The sequence below is a fragment of the Streptomyces sp. SirexAA-E genome, assembly GCF_000177195.2.
Classification (GTDB): Bacteria; Actinomycetota; Actinomycetes; order Streptomycetales; family Streptomycetaceae; genus Streptomyces; species Streptomyces flavovirens.
Genome location: NC_015953.1, coordinates 3,998,118 through 4,019,822, shown reverse-complemented (window position 1 = coordinate 4,019,822; position 21,705 = coordinate 3,998,118). Strand labels below are relative to the sequence as shown.

The 21,705-nt window shown below is 71.6% G+C and carries 20 protein-coding genes and 1 pseudogene; 14 read left to right on the top strand and 7 right to left on the bottom strand.

From position 1 onward, the window contains the following. Nucleotides 1-15 precede the first annotated feature (15 nt). Together SACTE_RS17880 and SACTE_RS17875 are read left to right on the top strand one after the other, a co-directional pair. Nucleotides 16-747 (top strand): response regulator transcription factor, encoded by a 732-nt coding sequence (locus tag SACTE_RS17880; RefSeq protein ID WP_014047422.1) that lies wholly within the window; start codon nucleotides 16-18, stop codon nucleotides 745-747. Next, the gene (locus SACTE_RS17875; protein WP_014047421.1) at nucleotides 744-2,156 is read left to right on the top strand and encodes a HAMP domain-containing sensor histidine kinase; all 1,413 of its coding nucleotides are present in this window, start codon (nucleotides 744-746) and stop codon (nucleotides 2,154-2,156) included. The genes SACTE_RS17880 and SACTE_RS17875 overlap by 4 nt, the downstream gene beginning before the upstream one ends. 7 nt (nucleotides 2,157-2,163) lie before the next feature. On the opposite strand, the gene SACTE_RS17870 is transcribed toward SACTE_RS17875, so the two are convergent. Both SACTE_RS17870 and SACTE_RS17865 read right to left on the bottom strand, forming a co-directional pair. Next, nucleotides 2,164-3,057 carry a phosphatidylinositol-specific phospholipase C gene (locus tag SACTE_RS17870; RefSeq protein WP_014047420.1) on the bottom strand — a complete coding sequence of 298 codons (894 nt, stop codon included), beginning with the start codon at nucleotides 3,055-3,057 and terminating at the stop codon, nucleotides 2,164-2,166. A gap of 151 nt (nucleotides 3,058-3,208) precedes the next feature. Beyond that, entirely contained in the window at nucleotides 3,209-5,026 is a 1,818-nt protein-coding gene (locus SACTE_RS17865) for a bifunctional metallophosphatase/5'-nucleotidase (RefSeq protein WP_014047419.1), read from the bottom strand. Between the two features lie 274 nt (nucleotides 5,027-5,300). Between SACTE_RS17865 and mshD the strand changes: the two genes are divergently transcribed. The 10 genes and pseudogenes from mshD (at nucleotide 5,301) to pstB (ending at nucleotide 16,685) form a co-directional block, all read left to right on the top strand. Next, nucleotides 5,301-6,224, top strand: coding sequence for a mycothiol synthase (gene mshD, locus SACTE_RS17860; RefSeq protein ID WP_014047418.1), 924 nt, complete (start codon nucleotides 5,301-5,303; stop codon nucleotides 6,222-6,224). Between the two features lie 243 nt (nucleotides 6,225-6,467). Beyond that, a pseudogene (locus SACTE_RS35515) lies at nucleotides 6,468-7,241 on the top strand (ATP-binding cassette domain-containing protein); the annotation flags it as partial. A gap of 130 nt (nucleotides 7,242-7,371) precedes the next feature. Further along, nucleotides 7,372-8,223, top strand: coding sequence for a hypothetical protein (locus SACTE_RS17850; protein ID WP_226995175.1), 852 nt, complete (start codon nucleotides 7,372-7,374; stop codon nucleotides 8,221-8,223). 284 nt (nucleotides 8,224-8,507) lie between these two features. Next, nucleotides 8,508-10,757 carry an RNA degradosome polyphosphate kinase gene (locus tag SACTE_RS17845; protein WP_014047417.1) on the top strand — a complete coding sequence of 750 codons (2,250 nt, stop codon included), beginning with the start codon at nucleotides 8,508-8,510 and terminating at the stop codon, nucleotides 10,755-10,757. Then, complete coding sequence (locus SACTE_RS17840; protein WP_014047416.1) at nucleotides 10,744-11,724, top strand: CHAD domain-containing protein; 981 nt, start codon at nucleotides 10,744-10,746, stop codon at nucleotides 11,722-11,724. Before SACTE_RS17845 ends, SACTE_RS17840 begins: the two co-directional genes overlap by 14 nt. Beyond that, the gene (locus SACTE_RS17835; RefSeq protein WP_014047415.1) at nucleotides 11,721-12,122 is read left to right on the top strand and encodes an NUDIX hydrolase; all 402 of its coding nucleotides are present in this window, start codon (nucleotides 11,721-11,723) and stop codon (nucleotides 12,120-12,122) included. The genes SACTE_RS17840 and SACTE_RS17835 overlap by 4 nt, the downstream gene beginning before the upstream one ends. Before the next feature lie 407 nt (nucleotides 12,123-12,529). Further along, nucleotides 12,530-13,666, top strand: coding sequence for a phosphate ABC transporter substrate-binding protein PstS (pstS, locus tag SACTE_RS17830; protein ID WP_014047414.1), 1,137 nt, complete (start codon nucleotides 12,530-12,532; stop codon nucleotides 13,664-13,666). 123 nt (nucleotides 13,667-13,789) lie between these two features. Next, complete coding sequence (gene pstC / locus SACTE_RS17825) at nucleotides 13,790-14,782, top strand: phosphate ABC transporter permease subunit PstC (RefSeq protein ID WP_014047413.1); 993 nt, start codon at nucleotides 13,790-13,792, stop codon at nucleotides 14,780-14,782. Continuing rightward, a complete protein-coding gene (gene pstA, locus SACTE_RS17820; protein WP_014047412.1) occupies nucleotides 14,779-15,867 on the top strand; it encodes a phosphate ABC transporter permease PstA in 1,089 nt (362 codons plus the stop codon). The genes pstC and pstA overlap by 4 nt, the downstream gene beginning before the upstream one ends. Before the next feature lie 41 nt (nucleotides 15,868-15,908). After that, on the top strand, nucleotides 15,909-16,685 hold the full coding sequence (gene pstB / locus SACTE_RS17815; protein ID WP_014047411.1) for a phosphate ABC transporter ATP-binding protein PstB: 777 nt from the start codon (nucleotides 15,909-15,911) through the stop codon (nucleotides 16,683-16,685). A 173-nt stretch (nucleotides 16,686-16,858) separates the two neighbouring features. Here the strand turns inward: pstB and SACTE_RS17810 are convergent, their stop codons facing one another. Next, entirely contained in the window at nucleotides 16,859-17,857 is a 999-nt protein-coding gene (locus tag SACTE_RS17810; RefSeq protein WP_014047410.1) for an inorganic phosphate transporter, read from the bottom strand. Between the two features lie 5 nt (nucleotides 17,858-17,862). Further along, complete coding sequence (locus SACTE_RS17805) at nucleotides 17,863-18,483, bottom strand: DUF47 family protein (RefSeq protein WP_014047409.1); 621 nt, start codon at nucleotides 18,481-18,483, stop codon at nucleotides 17,863-17,865. Between the two features lie 188 nt (nucleotides 18,484-18,671). On the opposite strand from SACTE_RS17805, the gene SACTE_RS17800 reads away from it, so the two are divergent. Further along, nucleotides 18,672-19,031, top strand: coding sequence for a metal-sensitive transcriptional regulator (locus SACTE_RS17800; RefSeq protein ID WP_014047408.1), 360 nt, complete (start codon nucleotides 18,672-18,674; stop codon nucleotides 19,029-19,031). 67 nt (nucleotides 19,032-19,098) lie between these two features. Here SACTE_RS17800 and SACTE_RS17795 read toward each other — a convergent pair whose 3' ends face one another. Together SACTE_RS17795 and SACTE_RS17790 are read right to left on the bottom strand one after the other, a co-directional pair. Further along, a complete protein-coding gene (locus SACTE_RS17795; protein ID WP_019993444.1) occupies nucleotides 19,099-19,308 on the bottom strand; it encodes a hypothetical protein in 210 nt (69 codons plus the stop codon). 99 nt (nucleotides 19,309-19,407) lie between these two features. Then, complete coding sequence (locus SACTE_RS17790; protein WP_026359162.1) at nucleotides 19,408-20,310, bottom strand: hypothetical protein; 903 nt, start codon at nucleotides 20,308-20,310, stop codon at nucleotides 19,408-19,410. A gap of 155 nt (nucleotides 20,311-20,465) precedes the next feature. On the opposite strand from SACTE_RS17790, the gene SACTE_RS17785 reads away from it, so the two are divergent. Further along, nucleotides 20,466-20,657, top strand: a complete 192-nt coding sequence (locus tag SACTE_RS17785) for a hypothetical protein (protein WP_026359163.1) — start codon at nucleotides 20,466-20,468, stop codon at nucleotides 20,655-20,657. Nucleotides 20,658-20,764: 107 nt separating this feature from the next. On the opposite strand, the gene SACTE_RS17780 is transcribed toward SACTE_RS17785, so the two are convergent. Next, entirely contained in the window at nucleotides 20,765-21,499 is a 735-nt protein-coding gene (locus SACTE_RS17780; RefSeq protein WP_014047404.1) for a phosphatase PAP2 family protein, read from the bottom strand. Between the last annotated feature and the right edge of the window lie 206 nt (nucleotides 21,500-21,705).

Here is a 21,705-nt window from a genome sequence, read left to right as displayed (position 1 = left end):
GAGGACCAGGAAGCGATGAGCCCCGCCGAAGACGATCCCCAGCGTGTCCTGATCGTCGACGACGAGCCCGCCGTACGCGAGGCCCTGCAACGCAGCCTCGCCTTCGAGGGCTACGGAACCGAGGTGGCCGTGGACGGATACGACGCCCTGGCCAAGGTGGAGGCGTACGCCCCCGACCTGATCGTCCTGGACATCCAGATGCCCCGCATGGACGGCCTCACCGCCGCCCGGCGCATCCGCTCCACCGGCTCGACCACTCCCATCCTGATGCTCACCGCCCGGGACACCGTGGGCGACCGGGTCACCGGTCTCGACGCGGGCGCCGACGACTACCTGGTCAAGCCCTTCGAACTGGACGAACTCTTCGCCCGGATCCGGGCCCTGCTGCGCCGCAGCTCGTACGCGGTCGCGGCGGGCGGCACCGACCCCGACGACGACGTGCTGTCCTTCGCCGACCTGCGCATGGACCTGAACACCCGCGAGGTGACCCGCGGTTCGCGCCGGGTGGAGCTGACCCGCACCGAGTTCACCCTGCTGGAGATGTTCCTCGCCCACCCCCGCCAGGTGCTGACCCGGGAACAGATCCTCAAGGCCGTCTGGGGCTTCGACTTCGAACCCAGCTCCAACTCCCTGGACGTGTACGTGATGTACCTGCGCCGCAAGACCGAGGCGGGCGGCGAGCCCCGCCTCGTGCACACCGTGCGGGGCGTCGGCTACGCGCTGCGGTCCGGCGGCGGTGACGGGTGACCGGTCTGCCCCGGCGGCTGCGCGCGCTGCCGCTCCGCTCCCGGCTCGCCCTGCTGGTCGCCCTGGCGGTGGCCGTCGCGGTGGCGGCGGCCGCCGCCGCCTGCTGGTTCGTCACGCGGGAACAGCTGGAGGGCCAGCTGGACGACTCGCTGCGCAAGTCACCGTCCGTCGACAAGTCCTACGTGACGGAGCTGCTGTCCAGCTGCCGCGGAGCCGACCGCGGGCCGGTGCAGTCGCCCGGTTCGTACACCCTCCAGATCATCGACGGCGCCGGCCAGGTCTGTCCGAGCCCGGGTTCCGCCCGCATCCCGGCGACCGACGAGGACGTGGAGGTGGCTGCCGGGGAGCGCCCGGGCGTGCTGCGCTCGGCGACCGACGAGGACGGCCGGAAGATGCGGGTCTACACCTACCGCGTGGTCCTGCGTCCCTCCGGCGAGTCCTACGCCGTGTCGGTGGCCCGCCCCGAGAGCGAGGTCACCGACCCCCTCTCCAGCCTCGCCTGGGTGCTGGTCCTCGTCTCCGGCGTCGGCGTGCTCGGCGCGGGCGCGGCCGGTCTGTGGGTCGCCCGTACGGGACTGCGGCCGGTCGACGAACTCGCCCACGCCGTCGAGCACGTGGCCCGGACCGAGGACCTCACCGTCCGGATCCCCGCCGAGGGGGAGGACGAGATCGCCCGGCTGTCCCGTTCCTTCAACTCCATGACCAGCTCCCTGGCCACCTCCCGCGACCGCCAGGCGCAGCTCATCGCGGACGCGGGGCACGAGCTGCGCACCCCGCTCACCTCGCTCCGCACCAACATCGAGCTGCTGGCCCGCAGCGACGAGACCGGTCGGGCCATCCCGCCCGAGGACCGCAAGGCCCTGCTGGCCTCCGTCAAGGCCCAGATGACCGAGCTGGCCGCCCTCATCGGCGACCTCCAGGAGCTCTCCCGCCCCGACGCGGCCCAGCCGGGCCCCCTCCAGGTGGTCGCCCTGCACGACATCACCCGTACCGCCCTGCGGCGCGCCCGGCTGCGGGGCCCGGAGCTGACCATCACCGCCGAGCTGGCCCCCTGGTACGTGCGGGCCGAGCCGGCGGCGCTGGAACGGGCGGTGGTCAACGTGCTGGACAACGCGGTGAAGTTCAGCCCGCCCCGCGGCACCGTCGACGTGTGCCTGGACCGCGGGGAACTGACCGTCCGGGACCACGGCCCCGGTATCCCGGCCGAGGAGCTCCCGCACGTCTTCGAACGCTTCTGGCGCTCCCCGTCCGCCCGCCAGCTCCCCGGCTCGGGTCTGGGCCTGTCGATCGTGGCCCGTACGGTCCACCAGGCCGGCGGAGAGATCGCGCTGCGCCCGGCGGACGACGGCGACGGCACGGTTGCCTCGATCCGGCTGCCGGGGGCGCCGCAGCCGCCGCCGGGCCACTGAACGCGTCTCAGGCCACCGGGTTGTGCCTGATCAGCGACTCGACCAGGCCGGGGCGGGTCGCCGGATAGTCCAGCGGGACGATTCCGAGGCCGGTCCAGCCCGCCGCCTCGGAGCCGTCGAGGAACGTGTGGACCTGCGGGTTGAGCCGGTCGGCGTTCGAGCGCGGCGGCAGCAGGGCAGCGGTGGACACGTAGTTCATGAAGAGCTTGCCGGGCTGCTGGGCGGCCTTGCGGAACTGCGCCTCGATCTTGGGGTACTTGCCGAAGGGCTCGGCCATGTAGTCGTCCTGGATGTCGAAGACCGCCGGGTCGGCGTACCGGACCCCGGGCAGGCCGCCGTTGTCCGCGAGGAGCACGACCTTGCCCCGGGCGCCGCCGAGGTCCGGCAGGGTGGGGTCGAGGCGGAAGAGCGGGCGCCAGCCCTTGCCGTCGAGGTACAGGTCGAAGATCTGCCGGAACGCGGCGTCGCTCTCCTCCGAGTACTCCTGCTTGACCCGCATCAGCACCGTCTCGGACGGGTGCGCGGCCAGGAAGTCCCGGCAGGCGATGAGGACGTCCCCGAACATCAGGTTCTGGTACGAGGCGCCGTGGTGGATCGCGAACGCGTCGCCGGTGATCCGGCAGCGCACGTCCAGGAAGCGGATGCCGCTGCCGAGCTGCTCGGCCACCGTGGTGTTCTGGCACTCGGTCCAGGGTCCGCCGTAGCGGGCCCCCGCGTTGTGGGTGCCGGGGATCGTGAGGCGTCGCAGCGGGGTGGAGTCGGCGAGGGCCCCCATCCAGTCCTGGGTCCCCAGGACTCTCGCGGGGGCGGCGAGGGCGGGCGTACCACCGAGGACGACTCCGGTGGCGGCGGCCAGGGCGCCGGTGAGGAAGGTCCGGCGCGTGGCGGTGTACGGGCTCATGCGGGCAGGTCTCCGTCGGCCGTGGGGGGCGGGCCTGAATTATGACGCGTCCCCATCAATCGCGGAACAGGGCGACCGGCTCCGGGCCCCACGCGAAGCGGGGCGGTGGGCCCGCCGGCCCACCGCCCCGCCCCTCACCCGCGTACGGGGGTCACCGCACGATGGTGATCCGGTCCGTGGCCGGCGGGGCCAGCGGCGCCGCGGCCGTGGAGTGGTCCGCCAGGTAGGTGTTGAACAGGTCCAGGTCGGACGGGCCGACCAGCTTGTTCGTCCCCTCGCCGAGGGCCGCGAAGCCGTCGCCGCCGCCCGCGAGGAACTCGTTCATCGCGACGCGGTACGTCTTCGCCGGGTCGATCGCCGCACCGTTCAGCCGGACGGTGTCCGCCACCACCCGGTCCGCGCCCGACTTCGTCAGGTCCAGCGTGTAGGTGAGCCCCTTCGAGACCTGGAGGATCTTCGGCGAGGCCTCGTTGGAACCGCTGACCTGCTGCTGGAGCGCGGCCACCAGCTGCGCGCCGGTCAGGTCGACGACGTTCATCATGTTGGTGAACGGCTGGACGGTGAACGCCTCGCCGTACGTCACCACCCCGTCGCCCTCACTGCCGGACGCCGCGTACACCAGGTCGGCGCGGATCCCTCCCGGGTTCATGAACGCGACGACCGCGCCGCCCTTGTCGGCCGGGGCCAGGCCCTCCAGCTGGGCGTCCGCGATCAGGTTGCCGAGCGGCTTCTCCGGTGCGGTGGAGCCGCGCCCGTCGATGTCGGCGGTGATCCAGCCCTGCGGCTTGTTCGCGATGGGTGCGGCGAGCCTGTTCCAGCGGTCGATCAGCTTCGTCATGTCGGCGGCCTTGGCCTGTTCGCGGCTGACCACGTGGTTCGCCGACCGCACCGACGTACGCACGATGTCCTTGGTGCGCAGGTCGTAGGTGAGGGTCGTGTCCGTGTAGAGCTTGCCGAACGACGAGGCCGAGGTGACCATGCGCGGCTTGCCGGACGGGTCCGGGACCGTGCAGACGTACGCCTGGTGGGTGTGGCCCGTGACCAGCGCGTCGACCTTCGGGCTGATGCCCTTGGCGATGTCCACGATGGGGCCGGAGATCCCGTCACCGGCACCCGGGCTGTCGCAGTCGTAGTTGTACGAGGTGGAGGCCGGGGCCCCGCCCTCGTGGATCAGCGCGACGATGGACTTGACGCCCTGCCGGTCCAGCTCCTTGGCGTACTTGTTGACCGTCTCGATCTCGTCGTGGAACTTCAGGCCCTTGACGCCGTTGGCCGTGACGATGTCCGGCGTACCCTCCAGGGTCACCCCGATGAAGCCGATCTTGACGCCGTTCTTCTTCCAGACCGTGTACGGCTTGAGGATCGGCTTGCCGGTCTTCTCGCTCGTCACGTTGGCCGCGAGGTACGGGAAGTCGGCACCCTTGAACTTCTTGCCCTTCTCGTAGCACCCCTCGACCGGGTGGCAGCCGCCGTTCTGGAGGCGGGCCAGCTCCGTGGCGCCCTCGTCGAACTCGTGGTTGCCGACCGATGTCACGTCGAGCTTCAGGCCGTTGAGCGCCTCGATGGTCGGCTCGTCGTGGAAGAGCCCCGACAGCAGCGGGCTCGCGCCCACCATGTCGCCGCCGGCCGCCGTGACGGAGTACGGGTGGCCCTTGCGCGCGGTGCGCAGCGAGGTCGCCAGGTACTCGACGCCACCGGCCGGGACGGACGTCACCGTGCCGTCGGCCTGCGTCTCGCTGACCGTGCCGGCCGAACCGGCGGGCGGCTCCAGGTTGCCGTGCAGGTCGTTGAAGGACAGCAGCTGCACGTCGACGGTGCGGGGTGACGGGTGGCCGTGGCCGTGCCCGTGTCCCCGGTCGTGGGCGCCGGCCGGCATCGCGGCGACGAGCGCGCCGACGGTGGCCAGCCCGGCCGCCGCGGCGAGCAGCCGTCGAGGCGCGCGGTTCTTCGGTTGCGGAGTCGCTGACATCGGTCCCCTTGTGAGTTCAGCGGAGGGTGGTGTGCGTGGTGACACGTCTGGATCCTGCTGCCGCAGCCTAGGGTCAACGCGCGTAGCGCGACAGATGTCGACGGTTACGAGCTGGTTGCTTCCGGATCGGAAAGCGGCAGATCCGGCCGTATCGCCTGCGCGTCGGCCGACATCACCGCCGACAGCCCCCGCGGCCGAAAAGGCCCTCCCGGCTCGGCACACGCCCTGCCCGGGCGCGCCTCCGCCCGCACCCCGCCACCGTACGCTCGTACCCATGACGACTGACTCACCCCTTCCCTCCCCCGGGCGCGAGATCGAGACCCTCGACGCGCTCACCTCCGAGCAGGCCGACGCCGTCCTCGCCCTCCTCGGCGAGGCCGCCGGGAGCGACGGCAGGCAGGCCGTCTCAGAGCAGGGCCGGCTGCAGTTGAGGGGCGGGCACCGCGAGGGTGTCCGGCACTTCCTGCTCACCGCCGACGGCGTCCTCGCCGGGTACGCGCAGCTGGAGGACACCGACCCCGTCGAGGCCCCAGCCGCCGAGCTCGTCGTGCGCCCCTCCCACCGCGGCCACGGGCACGGCCGGGCGCTGGGCGCCGCCCTTCTCGCGGCGACCGGGAAGCGGCTGCGGGTCTGGGCGCACGGCGGCCGGGCGGCCGCGCGGCACCTCGCGCAGGTCCTGGGCCTGTCCCTCTTCCGTGAACTGCGCCAGCTGCGGCGTCCGTTGGACTCCCTCGACATCGCCGAGCCGGTACTGCCCCCGGGCGTCACCGTCCGCACCTTCGTGCCCGGCGAGGACGACACCGCCTGGCTCGCGGTCAACAGCGCCGCCTTCGCCCACCACCCCGAGCAGGGCTCCCTCACCCAGCGCGACCTGGACGACCGCAAGGCGGAACCCTGGTTCGACCCGAAGGGCTTCTTCCTCGCCGAGCGGGACGGCCGGATCATCGGCTTCCACTGGACCAAGGTGCACGCCGAGGAGCGGCTCGGCGAGGTCTACGTCGTCGGCATTCTCCCGGACGCCCAGGGCGGCGGCCTCGGCAAGGCACTCACCGCGATCGGCCTGCGCCACCTGGCCGCCGAGGGCCTGCCGACCGCGATGCTCTACGTGGACGCCGACAACCCGGCGGCCCTGTCGGTGTACGAGCGGATGGGCTTCACCACGTACGAGACCGATCTCATGTACCGCACGGAGTCCTGAGGTCCGGTCAACCACAGCAGGGGCGGCGCCACTTGACGCCGCCCCTTCCTTAGGCCGCCCTTTCACTACTCAATTAGTGAAAGGGCGGGGAACATGGCAGGGGCCGCAGCGGTCGAGTTCCGCATCGACCGGCGCAGCGGCGTCGCCACCTATCTGCAGATCGTGCAGCAGACCAAGCAGGCGCTCCGGCTGGGCGTGCTGGAGCCGGGCGACCGGCTGCCCACGGCCCGCGAGGTCGTCGAGGCCCTCGCCGCAGGCCTGATGAGGCCGGCCGAGGGCACGCTCCGGGTCCTCGGCTCCACCGACCCGGCCGAGGTACGCCACCGCATCGCGTACGTCTCCCAGGACAAGCCCCTGTACCCGCGGCTCACGGTCCGACACCCTGTGGGCGGGCCGGGAGCTCAACCCGGGCACCTGGGACCGGGCCACCGCCGACCGCATCGCCGGCCCGCTCCCGCAGGACGCCAAGGTCCGCACCCTCTCCGGCGGCCAGCGCACCCGGCTCGCCCTCGCCCTCGCGCTCGCGCTCGCCAAGCGGCCCGAACTGCTGCTGCTGGACGAGCCGATGGCCGACCTCGACCCTCCCCCATGGCCTCAGGGGCATGGGGGCGCCCCCATGCCCGGCACCGGCTGACGGGCGCGCTGATGGCCGAGGCCGCCACCACCATCGTGATGTCCTCGCACATCCTCACCGAGCTGGAGGGCGTCTGCGACTACCTGCTGCTCGTCGACGGCGGCCGCGTCCGGCTCGGCGGCGAGAGCGACGACCTCGTCACCGCGCACGCCCTGATCACCGGCAGGCCCCGCGACCTCGCCCCGCACACGGTCATAGAGTCCCGCACGACGGGCCGTCAGCTCACCGCGCTCATCCGCAGACAGGGCCAGGTCGACCCGGACACCTGGGACGTCCGCGAACCGTCCCTGGAGGGACTGCTGCTGGCCCACCTCCGCTCCCCGCAGGCCCCGCCGCTGCTCACCCCGAGCGCGGACGCGGGCAAGGCGGTGGCCGCCGCATGAGCACCCTCACCCCGACGCGTCCCTCTCTGCGCGGTCCGGCCCGCGTCGTCGTCCGCCAGCACCGACCGGCTCTCCGCATCGCGGGCGGCCTCGCCCTGGCGGCGGTCCTCGGCCTGGTCGCCACCGCCCTGTGGTCGTCCCACGTCGTCGACGCCTTCGCGTCGGGCTCCTGCTCGATCGAAGGGGACCCGGGCCGCAGCTGCTACCAGCCGTCCGCGACTACCTGGACACCGCCCTCGCGCTCAGCCGGGTGTTCGACTACGCCGCCCTGGTGCCGGCGGTCCTGCCGGTGCTCGCCGGCATGTTCGTGGCGGGCCCGATGATCGCCAGGGGGCTGGAGAGCGGCACCTTCAAGGTCTCCTGGACCCAGTCCGTCCCGCCCGCCCACTGGCTGGCCGCCAAGCTCGCCGTGCCCGCCGCGCTGCTGCCGGCCGGTACGGCCGTACTGACCGCCGTACTCGCCCGGGCACGGTCCTACCCCCACATGCCCTACCCCGCCCAGTGGTACGAACCGCCGGTCTTCAACGCCTCGGGAGTCCTCCCCCTCGCCTCCACCCTGCTCGGCCTGTCCGTGGGCGCGCTCGCCGGTCTCCTGATACGCCGCACGGTCGCGGCGATGGGCGCCGCCGCCTTGACGACCGGAGCGGTGACCGTCGCCCTCACCGCTGTGCGCGGCAGCCTGTGGCCGGCCAGGACAGTGACCGGCACCCCGGAGACGGCCCGCGCGCCGGACGGCGCCTGGACCCTCGACAACGGCCGGATCACCGACACCGGCGAACGGCTGTCCGCGGACACCTGCTGGCAGCCGGTGTCCGAGCACCCCGCCTGCCTGTCCGGCAAGACCGTCACCGGCGAATACGCCGACTACCACCCCGCCTCGCACTTCTGGCCGCTCCAGCTCGTCGAGGCCGGCATCCTGCTCGCCCTCGCCGCCCTGGCCCTCGTGCTCGCCTTCCGGGTGCTGCGCCGCCGCCACGGCTGACCGGCCCCCTGTCCGGGTTCCGGGTTCCGGGGGGCCCGGAACCCGGACAGGGCCACCAAGAATGTGTACGAGGCACGGGTCCGCCTGGCAGTCACACCGCTTCCTGTACGTCATGTCATCGTTACCGGCCATTCAGACGGCCTTGGGACCCTCACGGGATGCAGCCAGCTGTGCCCATCCCCCGCAACGGGAGAGACCGGGGTTCACCGCCCGCTCCCACCTCCTCCGCGATCTCCGACGGCTCCGACGCGCCTGAGTCGACGAACACGCGGAAGAATAGGTCCATGAGCCAGCAGCCCAGCTCCGAGGTCCCCGCCCCGCCCGCCCAGCCGTCGGTCGGCTCCCTCGCCGCCCACCGGCCCCACGCCGTCGCCGGCTCCTCGGTGCCCACCGGCCTGTCCACGGCCGGCGATCTGGAACCCGACCTGGACAACGACGCGGACACCTACGAGCCGGAGAGCGACGGGGACGAGCTCCCGCAGGGCCGGTTCCTGGACCGCGAACGCAGTTGGCTCGCCTTCAACGAACGGGTGCTGGAGCTGGCCGAGGACCCCGCCACGCCCCTCCTGGAGCGGGCCAACTTCCTCGCGATCTTCGCCTCGAACCTGGACGAGTTCTTCATGGTCCGGGTGGCCGGCCTCAAGCGCCGTATCGCCACCGGGGTCGCCACCCGCTCCGCGTCCGGGCTCCAGCCCCGCGAGGTCCTCGACCTGATCTGGAACCGCTCACGCGAGCTCATGGCCCGGCACGCCGCCTGCTACCAGCAGGACGTGGCTCCCGCCCTCTCCGACGAGGGCATCCAGCTGATCCGCTGGCCCGAGCTGACCGACAAGGAACAGGCCCGCCTCTTCACCTTCTTCCGGCAGCGGGTCTTCCCCGTACTGACCCCGCTGGCCGTCGACCCGGCGCACCCCTTCCCGTACATCTCCGGGCTCTCGCTCAACCTCGCCGTCGTCGTCCGCAACCCGGTCAGCGGCCACCGCCACTTCGCCCGGGTCAAGGTGCCGCCGCTGCTGACCCGCTTCCTGGAGGCGTCCCCGCAGCGCTACGTCCCGATCGAGGACGTCATCGCCGCCCACCTGGAAGAGCTCTTCCCGGGCATGGAGGTCCTCGCCCACCACATGTTCCGCGTCACCAGGAACGAGGACCTGGAGGTCGAGGAGGACGACGCGGAGAACCTTCTCCAGGCGCTGGAGAAGGAGCTCATGCGGCGCCGCTTCGGCCCCCCGGTCCGCCTGGAGGTCGAGGAGTCCATCGACCCGTACGTCCTGGACCTCCTCGTACGCGAACTGAAGATCTCCGAGACCGAGCTCTTCCCGCTGCCCGGACCGCTCGACCTCACCGGGCTGTTCGGCATAGCGTCCCTGGACCGGCCCGAGCTGAAGTTCCCGAAGTTCGTCGCCGGAACCCACCGCGACCTCGCCGAGGTCGAGTCCGCCTCCGCGCCCGACATCTTCGCGGCCCTGCGCGAGCGCGACGTCCTGCTGCACCACCCGTACGACTCGTTCTCCACCTCCGTCCAGGCCTTCCTGGAACAGGCGGCGGGCGACCCGGACGTCCTCGCCATCAAGCAGACGCTGTACCGGACCTCCGGCGACTCCCCGATAGTGGACGCCCTCATCGACGCCGCCGAGTCCGGCAAGCAGGTCCTCGTCCTCGTCGAGATCAAGGCCCGCTTCGACGAGCAGGCCAACATCAAGTGGGCCCGCAAGCTGGAGGAGGCGGGCTGCCACGTCGTCTACGGACTCGTCGGCCTCAAGACCCACTGCAAGCTGTCGCTCGTCGTCCGCCAGGAGGGCGACACCCTGCGCCGCTACTCCCACGTCGGCACCGGCAACTACCACCCCAAGACCGCCCGGCTGTACGAGGACCTCGGCCTGCTCACCGCCGACCCGCAGGTCGGCGCGGACCTCTCCGACCTCTTCAACCGGCTCTCCGGCTACTCCCGCCGCGAGACCTACCGCCGACTGCTGGTCGCCCCGAAGTCCCTGCGCGACGGGCTGATCGCCCGGATCAACAAGGAGGTCACCCACCACCGCGCAGGCCGCCCCTCCTACGTCCGCATCAAGGTCAACTCCATGGTGGACGAGGCGATCATCGACGCCTGCTACCGCGCCTCCCAGGCCGGGGTGCCGGTCGACATCTGGGTCCGCGGCATCTGTGCGATCCGCCCCGGCGTCCCCGGCCTCTCCGAGAACGTCCGGGTCCGCTCCGTCCTCGGCCGCTTCCTGGAACACTCCCGGGTCTTCGCCTTCGGCAACGGCGGCGAGCCCGAAGTCTGGTTCGGGAGCGCCGACATGATGCACCGCAACCTCGACCGCCGGATCGAGGCCCTGGTGCGCGTCACCGACCCCGCTCACCGGGCCGCCCTCAGCAGGCTCCTGGAAACCGGCATGTCCGACACCACCTCGTCCTGGCACCTCGGCTCCGACGGTGACTGGACCCGGCACTCCACGGACGCGGACGGCCAGCCGCTGCGGCACGTACAGGAGATGCTCATCGACGCCCGGAGGCGCCGGCGTGCGACACCCTGACCAGCAGACGACGACCCGCTCCGCGGCCTCCGTCCTCGCCCCCCACCTGCACGAGCAGGCCGCCGCCTTCCTGCGCGGCCTGCGCCTGCACCGCGAGCACAGCGCCCCCACGGACGCCGGCGCGCACGGGGCCGAGGAGGCCACCACCGCACTGCGCCACGCGGCGCACCGGATCAGCGGCACCCTGCACACCTTCCGCGCGGCCCTCGAACCGGCCTGGGCCGACCACCTCCGCACGGAGCTGGCCTGGCTCTCCGGCACCCTGGCCCGCGAACACGCCTACGCCGGCCGACTGGTACGCCTGCTGGAATCCCTGCACCAGCTCTCGGGAGCCCCGCTGCCCTCCGCCCGGCCCCCGGTACCGGCCGACGGCGGCAAGGAGAGGGCCGCCCTCGGCATCGGCGCCGCCCGGGCCGGCGCGCTCCTCGAACGCCGCCTGACCCTCGCCCGGACCCGCGCCCACTCCGAGGCGCTCCAGGCCCTGGGGTCCGCCCGCTTCCACGCGGTGGCCGACGCCGTCGCGCTGCTCGCCTCCGACGTACCCCTGTCCGCCTCGGCCGCCGGTCCGGCCGCCGAGGTCCTGCACGCCCCCGCCGACCTGGCCGAGCAGCGCATGCTGACCGCGGTCGCCGCGCTGCCGCCCGACGAGGCGGTCGAGCCGTACAACGAGGCCCAGGACGCCCCCTGGCACCACGCCCGGCGGCTGCTCCGGCTGCACCGGTACGCCCGCGAGGTCGTCCAGGGCGCCCCCGACCCGGCCCTGGCCGACGCCGGACGCGCACTCGACCTGCACCAGGACGCGGCGGACGCGGCGGCGGCGGCCTCGGCGGCGGCCCGCACCCCGCGGATCGCCCCGGCGACGGCGTACGCACTGGGCGTGCTGCACGCGGCCCAGCGGCACGAGGTGGAGGCGGCACGCGGAGTGTTCCGGGAGACCTGGCCGTACGCGGCGGTGACCGCCCCATGAGCGACCCGGTACGGGCGGCGGGCTGCGTCCTGTGGCGCCGCGCCGCGCACGGCGGGACCGAGATCTGCCTGGTCCACCGGCCCCGCTATGACGACTGGTCCTTCCCCAAAGGCAAGCTGAAGCGGGGTGAGAGCCCCATCGAGGCCGCCCTGCGCGAGGTCCTGGAGGAGACGGGCCACCACTGCGCGCCGGGTGCCGCCCTGCCCACCGCCCGCTACCTTGCGAACGGCCGCCCGAAAGAGGTCAGTTACTGGGCGGCCGAGGCGACGCGGGGCACCTTCGTCCCCAACGACGAGGTCGACCGGCTGGCCTGGCTCGCCCCGTCCGCCGCCCGGACCCGGCTGACCCGCCCCGGCGACCGCGTCCAGCTCGACGCCTTCCTGAGCACCCAGCACTGACCGACAGCGCCCCGCGCCACGCTCGGGCGCACCCGAGCACCCGACAACGCGTCCGCAGACGCACGACGGCCGGCCCTGGGGCGCGCAGGAGGGTCCCCGGCCCCCACCGGCAGAACCGCGACGCCCCGGGCCGGGGCAGCCACGCCGCCCGCGCCCCGGACCGGCCGGCATCCGCACCGCCGAGCCGGGCCGCCCCCCACCGTCCGCGCCACGGACCGGCCCAATACACCGAAACCGGCCCGCCCGGCACGGTTCACCTCCCGTTCACTCCTCCCCGTAGGCCGCTTCACCTGTTCTGCCTAATTTCGGACGTACCCGGTGCACGGCGCCACGCCACCGCACCACTCCTCATCGCACGCCGCCCCGCACCACCAGCCGCGGCGGCTCCTGGAAGGAACACCCCGAAAGTGAAGCTTCAGCGCAAGAACCGGCTTCGTGCCACCGCGCTCGGTGCCCTCGCCGTCTCCGGCGCCCTGGTCCTCACGGCGTGCGGTTCGGACGACAACAGCGGCGCCGACGCGGACGGCGGCGGCAAGACCACGACCGCCGCGTCCACCATCAAGTGCGACGGTGCCAAGGGCCAGCTTCGCGCCTCCGGGTCCAGCGCCCAGAAGAACGCGATGGACCTCTGGGTCAAGAACTACATGGCCGCCTGCTCCGGCGTGCAGGTCAACTACAACTCCTCGTCCTCCGGCGAGGGCATCGTCGCCTTCAACCAGGGCACCGTCGGCTTCGCCGGCTCCGACTCGGCGCTGAAGCCCGAGGAGGCCGCCGAGTCGAAGAAGATCTGCGGGACCGGCCAGGGCATCAACCTCCCGATGGTGGGCGGCCCCATCGCGGTCGGCTTCCACCTGGAAGGCGTCGACAACCTCGTGCTGGACGCCCCCACGCTCGCCAAGATCTTCGACACCAAGATCAAGAAGTGGAACGACCCGGCGATCGCCGAGCTCAACGAGGGCGCCAAGCTCCCGGACAAGGCGATCCAGCCCTTCCACCGCTCCGAGGACTCCGGCACCACGCAGAACCTCGGCAAGTACCTGGCCGCCGCGGCCCCGGCCGACTGGAAGTACGAGGCCGAGAAGAAGTGGCCCGCCCCCGGTGGCCAGGCCGCGTCCGGCTCCTCCGGTGTCGCCTCCCAGGTGAAGGCCGTCGACGGCTCGATCGGTTACTTCGAGCTCTCCTACGCCGCCTCCCAGGACATCAGCACCGTGGCCATCGACACCGGCGGCTCCGCCCCGGTCGAGGCCACCTCGGAGAACGCCTCCAAGGCCATCGCCGCCGCCAAGGTCAAGGGCACCGGCAAGGACCTGGCGCTCGACCTCGACTACACCACCAAGGCCGAAGGCGCCTACCCGCTGGTGCTGGTGACGTACGAGGTCGTCTGCGACACCGGCAACAAGGCCGACACCCTCGGCACCGTCAAGTCCTTCCTGACCTACACCTCCTCCGAGGACGGCCAGAAGGTCCTCACCGACGCCGGCTACGCCCCGATCCCCGAGGCGATCAACGCCAAGGTCCGCGAGACCGTCGCCGGCCTGTCGTAACCCGCACGACGCCCCAGGCGAGCCGGTCCGGCGCACCCCTCCGGACCGGCCCCCGCCACCGACCCCATCCGGTGCACCGCCGCCAGGGGAGCGTGCCGCTCCCCCACACAGACCGGAAAGACCATGGCTTCCACCACACCGCTCGACCTCCCACCGGCTCCGCCGGCCCCACGCGGGCGCCCCGGCTCCACCGGGCGCGCAGGCGACAAGATCTTCATCGGCCTCTCCCGGGGCTCCGGCATCCTGCTCCTCGTGGTCATGGCCTCGATCGCCGTGTTCCTGAGCTACCGGGCCGTCCTCGCGATATCCAAGGACGAGGGCAACTTCCTCACCACCCTCGACTGGAACCCGGCCGGTGACCCGCCGGTCTTCGGCATCGCGGTCCTGCTCTTCGGCACCGTCGTCAGCTCGGTCATCGCGATGGTCATCGCGGTCCCGGTCGCCATCGGGATCGCCCTGTTCATCTCGCACTACGCGCCGCGCAAGCTGGCCGCACCCCTCGGGTACGTGATCGACCTGCTCGCCGCCGTGCCCAGCATCGTCTACGGCATCTGGGGCGCCCTCGTCCTCGTGCCGTACCTGGAGGGCCTGAACCTCTGGCTCGACCAGTTCTTCGGCTGGACGTACGTCTTCGAGAAGACCGAGGTCGGCATCCCCCGCTCGCTCTTCACCGTCGGCATCCTGCTCGCGATCATGATCCTGCCGATCGTGACCAGCGTCAGCCGCGAGGTCTTCCTCCAGGTCCCGAAGATGAACGAGGAAGCCGCACTCGCCCTCGGGGCCACCCGCTGGGAGGTCATCCGCCTCTCGGTCCTGCCCTTCGGCCGCTCCGGGATCATCTCCGCCTCGATGCTCGGCCTCGGCCGCGCGCTCGGCGAGACGATGGCCGTCGCCACGGTCCTGTCGCCCAGCTTCATCATCTCGCTGCACGTGCTCGACCCCGGCGGCGGCACGTTCGCCCAGAACATCGCCGCCGGCTTCGGCGAGGCCGACGAATTCGGGCGCGACGCCCTGATCGCCTCCGGCCTCGTCCTCTTCGTCCTGACCCTGCTGGTCAACGGCGCGGCCCGGCTCATCATCGCCCGCCGCAAGGAGTACTCGGGGGCCAACGCATGAGCCACGCCACCACCACCGACGTCCAGGACGACCGTCCGCGGACCACGCCCGAGCCGCGCACCGGCGGCCTCAGCAGCCGCAGCCTCCCCCGCTGGGCCCCCCTCGGCTTCGCCGCCGTGTCCCTCGCCCTCGGTGTCGGTATCGGCGCCGCCGCCGGCTGGCACAGCCGCACCCAGTGGGGCCTGCTCGCCGCACTGCTCTTCCTGGCCATCTCGTACGCCGCGACCACCGCGGTCGAGAACCAGCGCCAGGCCAAGGACCGCCTCGCCACCAGCGTCGTCTGGGTGTGCTTCCTGGCCGCCGTCGTCCCCCTCGCCTCCCTGCTGTGGACGACGGTCAGCCGCGGCGCCGAACGCCTGGACGGCTACTTCCTCACCCACTCCATGGCGGGCGTCCTCGGCTTCGAGGACACCGGCGGGGTCTACCACGCCCTGATCGGCACCCTGGAGCAGGTCGGGATCGCCACGGTGATCTCCGCCCCCCTGGGCCTGCTGACCGCCGTCTACCTCGTCGAGTACGGCAAGGGCTCGCTCGCCAAGGCCGTCACCTTCTTCGTCGACGTGATGACGGGCATCCCGTCCATCGTGGCCGGCCTCTTCATCCTGTCGATCATGCTGATGGCGAAGATCGAACCGTCCGGCCTGATGGGCGCGCTGGCGCTGACCATCCTGATGGTCCCGGTCGTGGTCCGTTCCACCGAGGAGATGCTCAAGCTCGTCCCCAACGAGCTCCGTGAGGCCTCCCTCGCCCTGGGCATCCCGAAGTGGCGCACGATCCTCAAGGTGGTCCTGCCCACCGCGATCGGCGGCATCACCACCGGCGTCATGCTCGCCATCGCCCGCATCGCGGGGGAGACGGCCCCGATCATCCTGCTGGTCTTCGGCAGCCAGCTGATCAACACGAACCCCTTCTCCGGGGCCCAGTCCTCCCTGCCGTTCTACATCTACGAGCAGTACAAGGTCGGCGAGGCGGCCTCCTACGACCGCGCCTGGGCCGCCGCCCTGGTGCTGATCGCCTTCGTCATGATCCTCAACCTGGCGGCCCGCGGCATCGCCCGCTGGAAGGCCCCCCGGACCGGTCGCTGACGCGGCCCCTCAGCGACCTTTCGAAAGAAGCAGTGATTCACATGGCCAAGCGCATCGACGTCGGCGGCCTCACCGCCTACTACGGCTCCCACAAGGCCATCGAGGACATCTCGATGACCGTGGAACCCCGCTCCGTGACCGCCTTCATCGGCCCCTCCGGCTGCGGCAAGTCCACCTTCCTGCGCACCCTGAACCGCATGCACGAGGTGACCCCCGGCGGCCGCGTCGAGGGCAAGGTGCTGCTGGACGACGAGGACCTGTACGGCTCCGGGGTCGACCCGGTCACCGTGCGCCGCACGGTCGGGATGGTCTTCCAGCGTCCGAACCCGTTCCCCACCATGTCGATCTTCGACAACGTCGCGGCGGGCCTGCGGCTGAACGGCTCATACCGCAAGAACCAGCTCGCCGACATCGTCGAGAAGTCCCTCCGGGGCGCCAACCTCTGGAACGAGGTCAAGGACCGGCTGAACAAGCCCGGCTCCGGCCTCTCCGGCGGCCAGCAGCAGCGCCTGTGCATCGCCCGCGCCATCGCGGTCGAGCCCGACGTGCTGCTGATGGACGAGCCGTGCTCGGCGCTCGACCCGATCTCGACCCTCGCCATCGAGGACCTGATCGGCGAGCTGAAGGAACGCTTCACCATCGTCATCGTGACGCACAACATGCAGCAGGCCGCACGCGTCTCCGACCGCACGGCGTTCTTCAACCTCGCGGCGGTCGGCAAGCCCGGCCGGCTGGTCGAGATCGACGAGACGGAGCGGATCTTCTCCAACCCGTCCGTACAGGCCACCGAGGACTACATCTCCGGCCGCTTCGGATAACCCCAGACGGCCTTGGGGTGCTGCATGGCGGTGCCACCACAAGGCGAAGGGTCCGCCCCCGCTCTCCCCGGAACCCAGGAGAGCAGGGGCGGACCCATGTCCGTACCGTCCGACGGGACCGGGCGGGCCGAAGGCCCGTGGGCTGGGCAGGGCCCCCGCCGTCCGGATCCGCGTCAGCCGAAGAGCAGGACCACGACCCCGTAGCTCAGCGCGGCGACGAGCGCCGCGGCCGGCATCGTGATGAACCACCCGAGGATGATGTTCTTGGCCACGCCCCAGCGGACCGCGTTCACCCGCTTCGTGGCGCCCACGCCCATGATCGCCGAGGTGATCACATGAGTCGTGGAGATCGGCGCGTGGAACAGGAACGCCGAGCCGAACATGATCGAGGCGCCGGTCGTCTCCGCCGCGAACCCCTGCGGCGGGTCCAGCTCGATGATCTTGCGGCCCAGGGTGCGCATGATGCGCCAACCGCCGGCGTACGTCCCGAGCGACAGCATCATCGCGCAGACGATCTTCACCCAGACCGGGATCTGGTCGTTCGGCCCCTCGACGTCGGCGATGACCAGGGCCATCACCACGATGCCCATCGTCTTCTGGGCGTCCTGCAGGCCGTGGCCCAGCGCCATGCCCGCCGCCGAGACCGTCTGCGCGATACGGAAGCCGCGCTTGGCCTTGTGCGGGTTGGAGTTCCGGAACAGCCACATGATGCCGACCATCACCAGATAGCCGACGACCAGGCCGATGACCGGGGAGAGGAACATCGGGATGACGATCTTGGAGAGCACGCCGTCCCAGTGCACCATCGTCCCGCCGGCCAGCGCCGCGCCGACCATGCCGCCGAACAACGCGTGCGAGGACGAGGACGGCAGACCGTAGTACCAGGTGACGAGGTTCCAGATGATCGCGCCGACCAGCGCCGCGAAGAGGATGCCCATCCCCTTCTGGCCCTCGGGCGTGGCGATGAGCCCTTCGCTGACGGTCTTGGCGACCCCCTGGCCCAGGAAGGCGCCCGCGAGGTTCATCACCGCGGCCATCGCCAGAGCCGCACGCGGGGTCAGCGCCCGGGTGGAGACCGAGGTGGCGATGGCGTTCGCCGAGTCGTGGAAGCCGTTCGTATACGTGAAGCCGAGCGCGACACCGATGGTCACGATCAGCGCAAAGGTGTCCACGAGGTTCAGGACTCCTTGACCGCGATGGTCTCCACGGTGTTGGCGACGTGCTCGAACGCGTCCGCCGCCTCTTCCAGCACGTCCACGATCTGCTTGAGCTTCAGCACGTCCATGGCGTCGTACTTGCCGTTGAACAGGTGCGCCAGCAGCTTCCGGTGGATCTGGTCGGCCTGGTTCTCCAGACGGTTGACCTCGATCCAGTACTCGGTGAGGTTGTCCATCGTGCGCAGCCCCGGCATGGCCTCCGCCGTCAGCTCGGCCGCCCGGGCCAGCACCTCGATCTGCTGCTCGACACCCTTCGGCAGTTCCTCGATCTGGTACAGCACGACCAGGTCGACCGCTTCCTCCATGAAGTCCATGATGTCGTCGAGCTGCGAGGCGAGGTTGTAGATGTCCTCGCGGTCGAACGGCGTGATGAAGGAGGAGTTCAGCTGGTGGAAGATCGCGTGGGTCGCGTCGTCCCCCGCGTGTTCCGCTGCCCGCATACGCTCCGCGATCTCGGCTCGGGAGGCAGAATCCGCCCCGAGCAGTTCCATCAGGAGCTTGGAGCCCGTGACGATGTTGTCCGCGGATGCGGAAAACATGTCGTAGAAGCTCGTCTCCCTGGGGGTCAGACGAAAGCGCACGTGGGGTCCTCGGGGTGCTTTGGATTCGGTCAGGCTGATGCTAGGCGCATCATCCGGCCACGGCTAACCGGCATTCTTCAGTGTCGCGCATCGGGCGGGACGATCAGCACGGACCCCCGGTCACGTTTCGGCTGTATTCGTTACGCTATACCCGGCAGGGGTATACAGAAGAAAAGCGGGAGGACCCCATGACCACCACAGACGCCGCCGAAGCGGCCGGTACGGAAACCGGCCCGGAGGAAATCGTCACCGATCACGACCGCGGTATCCACGGCTACCACCACCAGAAGGCCGAGCACCTCAAGCGCCTGCGCCGCATCGAGGGCCAGGTCCGCGGGCTCCAGCGGATGGTGGACGAGGACGTCTACTGCATCGACATACTCACCCAGGTCTCGGCCTCCACCAAGGCCCTCCAGTCCTTCGCGCTCCAGCTGCTGGAGGAGCATCTGCGCCACTGCGTCGCCGATGCCGCCGTCAAGGGCGGCGAGGAGATCGACGCCAAGGTCGAGGAGGCCACCAAGGCCATCGCCCGGCTCCTCCGCACCTGAGCCCCCGCCCGCCGCCTCCCGGCGGGACGGGCCCTGCCCCGGGTCCTCCCAGGCGAGCGGGCCGGCGTCACACCCGGTGGTAGAGCTGCCGGGGTACGGTCGCCGCCCGCTCGGGGCCGTCCGCCCCCACCTTGAGCACCTCGTCGATACGGTCCGGGCTCAGCCGGTCCTCCAGCGCGGCCGACGCCGCGATCATGAGTTCACCGCACAGTTCGATCTCGGCAAGGGCCACACGGTCCTGGGCGGTCGGAGCGCTGAGCGTCACCACCTGCGTCACCTCTCTCTGCCGTCGCCGACTCCGGGCGCACCGGCTTCCTAGGGTAGGGATCACGCCACAGCCCGCGCATGGCACGGACGGACCATTTCGGCCCCCTCCCTACGGCGCTTCCGGGCCATCCGGATCCTCCGCGCCCTGCTGGACACTCCCCGTGTAGAGGTCCGCCTCGGGCGGCATCTCCACGGCGACCGGCACCCCGAACCCGTACAGCAGCATCGTCGAGACCACCGCCACCGGCGGGCCCTCGGCCGCGAAGCTGAACCGGTGGCGCACCTTGCGCAGCAGCCCGTCGTCGTCCAGGTACGCGTCGAACGGCACCGCGCCCGAGCTGAACCCTTTCGCCGCCGCGGCCATCGCCCCGCGCGAGGAGGGTGAGGCCGCCTCCGCCGCCCGCCCCAGATCGGCCGTCCCCCGGTAGTGCCGGACCCGCACCCCGGCCAGCTCGGTCCGTCCCACGTACCGCACGCCGTCCGCCCCGCGCAGCAGTTCGGCGGCAGCCATGGGATCGGTCACACCGCCGGTGACCAGGTTGCCGTCCTCCAGGGCCGTCGTGTCGATCCGGACCCACTTGTCCTCGGGCACCCCGGCGCCCCGGTTCTTCATGTACAGCGCCCCCGGGGTCAGCAGCTCCGTGATCGGCAGGTGCCCGTCCGGCGTCCCGGCGGCGTCCTTCGGCAGCACCACCTTGATCCGGCCGAGCTGCCGGCGGAAGTCGTAGACCCCCTGGCCCCGGATCGTCAGCCGGGTCCCGCCGGCCGCGGTCTCCATCGACGTACGCGCCTCGGCGCTGCCCGCACGGGCCAGGGCGTCGGCCGCCCGCCCGACCACAGCGGCCGGGGTGTCCGCGACGCCGCTCCCGCCTGCCACCGCCCGGCCGCCGGCCCGGTCGGCGCCGTCCGCGTCCGTGCCGGAGCAGCCCGTGGCCGCGGCCATCGCACCCGCCACGGCGAGGGCGCACACAGCCAGTGCCCTGCCCTTGCACCTGTGCTGTCGCACCACCATCGCCTGCCAACCCCCAACGACCGTCACACCTGACCCAGCCCCCACCCGCCTCGCCTAACGACCACCGGGGCGCCCCGTCACGCCGCCTCACCCCCCGCACAAGCCGATCGGCCCACTTGTTCACGCCCAGGAGGACCGCCGGTACCGTGGACCGGGTGTACGAGGACTCCCCGGCCCGCCCGGACTCCGCCGCCCGGGCACCCGCCCCGGCCCACACCACGTCCACCGTCGAGCGGGGGTCGTTCTGCCTCGCCCGCTGTGCCTGCGGCTGGTCGGGACCGGCCCGGCGCGCCCGCGACCGGGCCCGCACCGACGCCCACGACCACGAAACGGCCGCCGCCGGCTGATCCGGCGTACGGGCGTTCCGGGCGGAACCACGGCGCGGCCGTCCCGGCCCGTACGCATGAAGGGGCGCCCCGACCGGGGCGCCCCTTCATGCTCGGTCCCACACGGTCTACGCCGCGAGGTCCTTCTCGTCGGGCGAGCCGCCACGGCCCGCTCCCGGCCGCGGCTCGGGAATCCCGCGCGCGTCGCCCCGCTCGTCGGCCGCGGCCACGACCGGCCGCCGGGAGCGCACCAGCCGGCCCGCCGATCCGGAGCGGGCCACCGCACCCACCAGCGGGGTCAGCAGCATCATCGCGAGCGGAGCCAGCAGCAGGGCCACCGCCGTACCGAGCGCGAAGCCGCCGATGACGTCGGTCGGGTAGTGCACGCCCATGTAGACGCGGCAGAAGCCTTCGAGCACCGCGAGGACGAGCGCGATCAGGCCGAACTTCCGGTTGGCCACGAACAGACCGACCGCGATGGCCATCGCCATCGTGGCGTGGTCACTGACGAAGGAGAAGTCCTCCTTGCCCTCCACCAGGACGTCCAGCCCCTGGTGGTCCTTGAACGGGCGCGGCCTCTCGACGAATCCACGGATCGGAATGTTGATGATCAACGCGATCCCGGCCGCGAGGGGCGCCCACACGAGCCCGGCGACCGACGTCACCGAGTCCTCGGTCGTCCCGCGTCGGCGTACGCTCCACCAGCACCACAGGCCGACCGCGACCATGCCGAACATGATCCCGTACTCACCGACGAACTCCATGACCCGGTCGAACCAGGTAGGAGCGGCTTTCGCCAGCCCATTGATGTCGTAGAGCAGGCTGACGTCGGGGTTCGACCCATCGAGTGCGAGTCCAGCCATCTCCTGCGGCCCCTTGCCTTGTCTGCTGCTGCGACGCACAACGGTGTGCGTCGCCTTGGTCGGACCCCCGTAGTCGGTGCGGATTCCCTCACACGCAACGGCGTGACGTCGTGACGTGGAACCGCGCTGGCCAGTGCCGCATGGTCAGTGCGCATGCTGTCCCAGTCCAGGGAACGGTCTGCCGGCCCTCTGCGTTCCGCCCTCCA